The following is a 3,095-nucleotide window of genomic DNA, read 5'->3' on the forward strand; positions in this document are numbered from 1 at the left end:
CGACCTGTCGGCGCGGCATGTCCTGCGCATAGAGGAAGACGTCGGCGAATCCGCCGGATCCGAGAGGTCTCACGTAGGTCAGCCCGGGCAGGACGGGCGGCGCGGAAGGCATGCGCTGCGCCATCATCGAACCCCCGGAACCGTCCTCCGGTCACGCGAAGCGGTGTGGGTGGTGTGGTGCGCCCCGGAGCCCGCTCATGCTAACAAAGCGATAGGTCGCCCCCGGACGCTTGACACGGCGTTGTGGATGGCTCAGACGAGCGGGGTGGTGCCCCCGGCATCCGCATCGGGATCGGCCCAGAACGGGGCGTCGAGGGTGCGGGTGAGCTCCTCGAGCATCAGCGCGATCTGCGGCTCGACGTACTCGGCGACCGCGGCCTGGATGCGGATGCGATGGTGCAGAAGGATGCTGCACACCTCGCGGCCGACCATGTTCGCGTAGTCGTCGGCGAGGCCGACCTCCTGTCGAAGCGCGGCCTTGGCCTCGTCCGAGAGAGGCGGCAGGCTCGGGACATCCCCGTCGGCCTCGGCGGCAAGCCCCGCGATCGTGAACAGGAACGGCATCCCCGGAACGGGGTCGGGGTCCAGCGGCATGCCCTCGAACTCGGGCTCGAGCCCCTCGGTCGGGCGGTAGGTGCGCTCCCGGTTGCGGGCGGCCTGCTGGTCGAGTTCGGCGTTCAGCAGCGGCAGGTTCTTGGCCGTGTAGTCGGCGACCGCGTGATCGACGATCGCCTTGACCCGGGTCGACAGCCCGTGCTGCACGCCGTGCGGCACGTCCGAGCCGAGACCCGCGGCCGACAGCACCGGCGAGCCGAAGCAGCGTCGGCACGGTGCGGACCGACCCCGATGCGTCGCCGGCTCCCACCGCGGCAGCCAGCGCAGCCAGGCGTCCACCGCCTGGCTGACCTGTGTCTCGAGCGAACGCTCCACAGGAGAACACGGTAGTGCGCCCGACGCCCACGGTCACGGGGCGCGCGGTGCGGCATCCGATCTGGTCAGCCGCGACGGGGAGTGAACACCCGTACCGACAGCGCGGCGAGCGCCGCCGCGCCCGCCACGACGAGTCCGGGCCAGGATGCCGCGGCCCGCCCGACGGCCGACAACGCCACCGCCGGATCGCTCGAGGCGACGAGCACCCCCGCACCGAGAACCACCGCGTAGGAGAGGAAGGCCGCCGCGACGGCGGCCGGCACCGCCACGACCGCTCGCCCGGGCGGAAGGATCACGAGCGCCAGGGCGCCCGCTGCCGCCACGACCGCCAACGCTCCCGGCACCGGTCCGACGCCGCCTGCCGACACCACGTCGACATCGGTCAGCAGCGTGCCGAAGCCGAACCCGCAGACCACCAGCGCCACGAACAGCACCGTGGCCATCGCGACCACGAGGCGCCGCGGCATCCGATCGCTCCGGCGGCGATCAGGCCTGGTGCACGAGCTGGGGACCCGCCTCGAGCGTGCGCTCGTACTCGGCCTGCGCCTCCTCGTTCAGCGCGGTGATGCGACGTCCGCGGGCCGCGACCCACGCCGCGAACCAGATGGTCAGCTCACGACCGGCGATGAATGCGACGACCGAGAGGGGCGTGAGCACGTTGGCCTCGGCGAGCGTGAGGGTCTGGCGTGCCGTCAGCTGCCAGAACGGCGCATCGATGAGCGCACCCAGCACGACGCCGGCCCACGCGGCCACGCCGACGAGGATGCCGAAGATCACCCACAGTCCCCAGCGGGCGCGATTGAGGATCGCCCCGAGGAACCAAAATGCGACGAAGAACGCGGCGATCGGCAGCCAGAACGACCAGCTCGGCAGCAGCGCCAAGGCGGCGGTGCCGACATTGCCGAAGTCGACGGTGCGGTCGACGAAACCGCTGATGAGCGTGGCGACGGCCAGCACCACGCCGAACGCGACAGCCGCGATCAGACCGATGCCACCGGCGGCGGCGCGGTTGCCGCGCGGAAGCGGCGCTTCGGGCGCCTGCACGAAGATCGGGCTCGGCGCGTAGGCGACGGTCGGCGGCTGCTCAGCGAGTGTCGTGGTCTCGGCGGAGTACGCGGCTGCCGGAACATAGGCGGGTTCGGGCGCCGCGGCTGCGGCGGCGACGACCTCGGGACGCTCGTACCACGGGGTCGAGTCCGATGCCGCGGTCTCGGCGACCGGCGCGGGTTCGATGAAGACGGGCTCGGCGGCGGGTTCGACCACGACGGGCTCAGCGGCGACCGGCTCGGCGACGACCGGCTCGACCACGACCGGCTCGGCTGTCGCAGGGGTGTCGGCGGCCGACGCCGGGGCGGCCTCGACGACCGGCGCGGCCTCGGGCGCCGTCTCGACGGAGGCGTCGGAGACCGGCCGCTCCGGTGCGGCGTCGGTGTCCTTCGGGGTGGCGTCGCTCATCAGACCTTGCTCCTCACGCGGACGTGCGTCCGCAAAGCGAGGGTACCGCCGCACCCGCGCGACGCGCCGGAACCACACACCTCCCACGCCACACCGCGACACGATCCGGCGACGGTCCGGGTGTGACGGGCCGAGAGGCGGATGCCGCGGGTTACCCTCCCAGCATGCCCACCCGCCGTCTGCCCGCCGTCGCCCTCCTGCTCGCGGCCGGACTCGCCCTGGCGGGCTGCGGCAGCTACACCGCACCGCCGCGTGCCGTCACGCCGTCACCCGAGGGCTCGAGCGCGACACCGACCGCCGGCGCGACGCCGACGCCGGCGGCATCCGCTCTGGTCACCCCGAGTCCCGAGCCGTCCGCCACCCCCATCGCGATCCCCACCGACTGCCGGTCTCTGCTCACCGCCGACGTGCTGACCCAGCTCGGCAAGACTCCCCTCAACGACCCGGCCGTCGGCGGCGGAGTGCAGGCCGACGGATCGCTCGTGTGCAACTGGCGGGACCCGAAATCGGACACCACCGGCATCAGCACCCGCATCTCGAAGCTCTCGCAGAGCGACGCGGCCACCCTGTTCGCCACGCTGCAGGTCGACCAGAAGTTCGACTGCTACCCCGAGAACGGCGGCTCACGCTGCGGCAAGACCTGGAAGGACGCCACCTACCCCGTCATGGACGGGCGCACCGTGTTCTGGAAGGACGGCGTGCTGCTCGAC

At 72.5% G+C, this 3,095-nt stretch carries 4 protein-coding genes; 1 reads left to right on the plus strand and 3 read right to left on the minus strand.

Annotated features, from left to right (window positions below):
* Positions 1-252: 252 nt before the first annotated feature.
* The 3 genes from ASG00_RS05590 to ASG00_RS05600 all read right to left on the minus strand — a co-directional run bounded on the left by ASG00_RS05590 (position 253) and on the right by ASG00_RS05600 (position 2,385).
* Positions 253-930 (minus strand): hypothetical protein, encoded by a 678-nt coding sequence (locus tag ASG00_RS05590; protein ID WP_056207474.1) that lies wholly within the window; start codon positions 928-930, stop codon positions 253-255.
* 65 nt (positions 931-995) lie between these two features.
* Positions 996-1,397: a hypothetical protein gene (locus ASG00_RS05595; RefSeq protein ID WP_056207478.1), complete on the minus strand. Its 402-nt coding sequence runs from the start codon at positions 1,395-1,397 to the stop codon at positions 996-998.
* A 19-nt stretch (positions 1,398-1,416) separates the two neighbouring features.
* A complete protein-coding gene (locus tag ASG00_RS05600; RefSeq protein WP_056207479.1) occupies positions 1,417-2,385 on the minus strand; it encodes a hypothetical protein in 969 nt (322 codons plus the stop codon).
* A 164-nt stretch (positions 2,386-2,549) separates the two neighbouring features.
* Between ASG00_RS05600 and ASG00_RS15285 the strand changes: the two genes are divergently transcribed.
* Positions 2,550-3,095: hypothetical protein (locus ASG00_RS15285; protein WP_056207482.1), on the plus strand; the 546-nt coding region annotated here is incomplete at its 3' end.

Origin of the sequence: Microbacterium sp. Leaf351 (assembly GCF_001423825.1) — a bacterium.
Lineage (GTDB): Bacteria > Actinomycetota > Actinomycetes > Actinomycetales > Microbacteriaceae > Microbacterium > Microbacterium ginsengisoli.

Coding starts and splice junctions, on each gene's coding strand:
- ASG00_RS05595 (WP_056207478.1), bottom strand. CDS start 1,397: ATGCCGCGGCGCCTCGTGGTCGCGATGGCCACGGTGCTGTTCGTGGCG.
- ASG00_RS05600 (WP_056207479.1), bottom strand. CDS start 2,385: ATGAGCGACGCCACCCCGAAGGACACCGACGCCGCACCGGAGCGGCCG.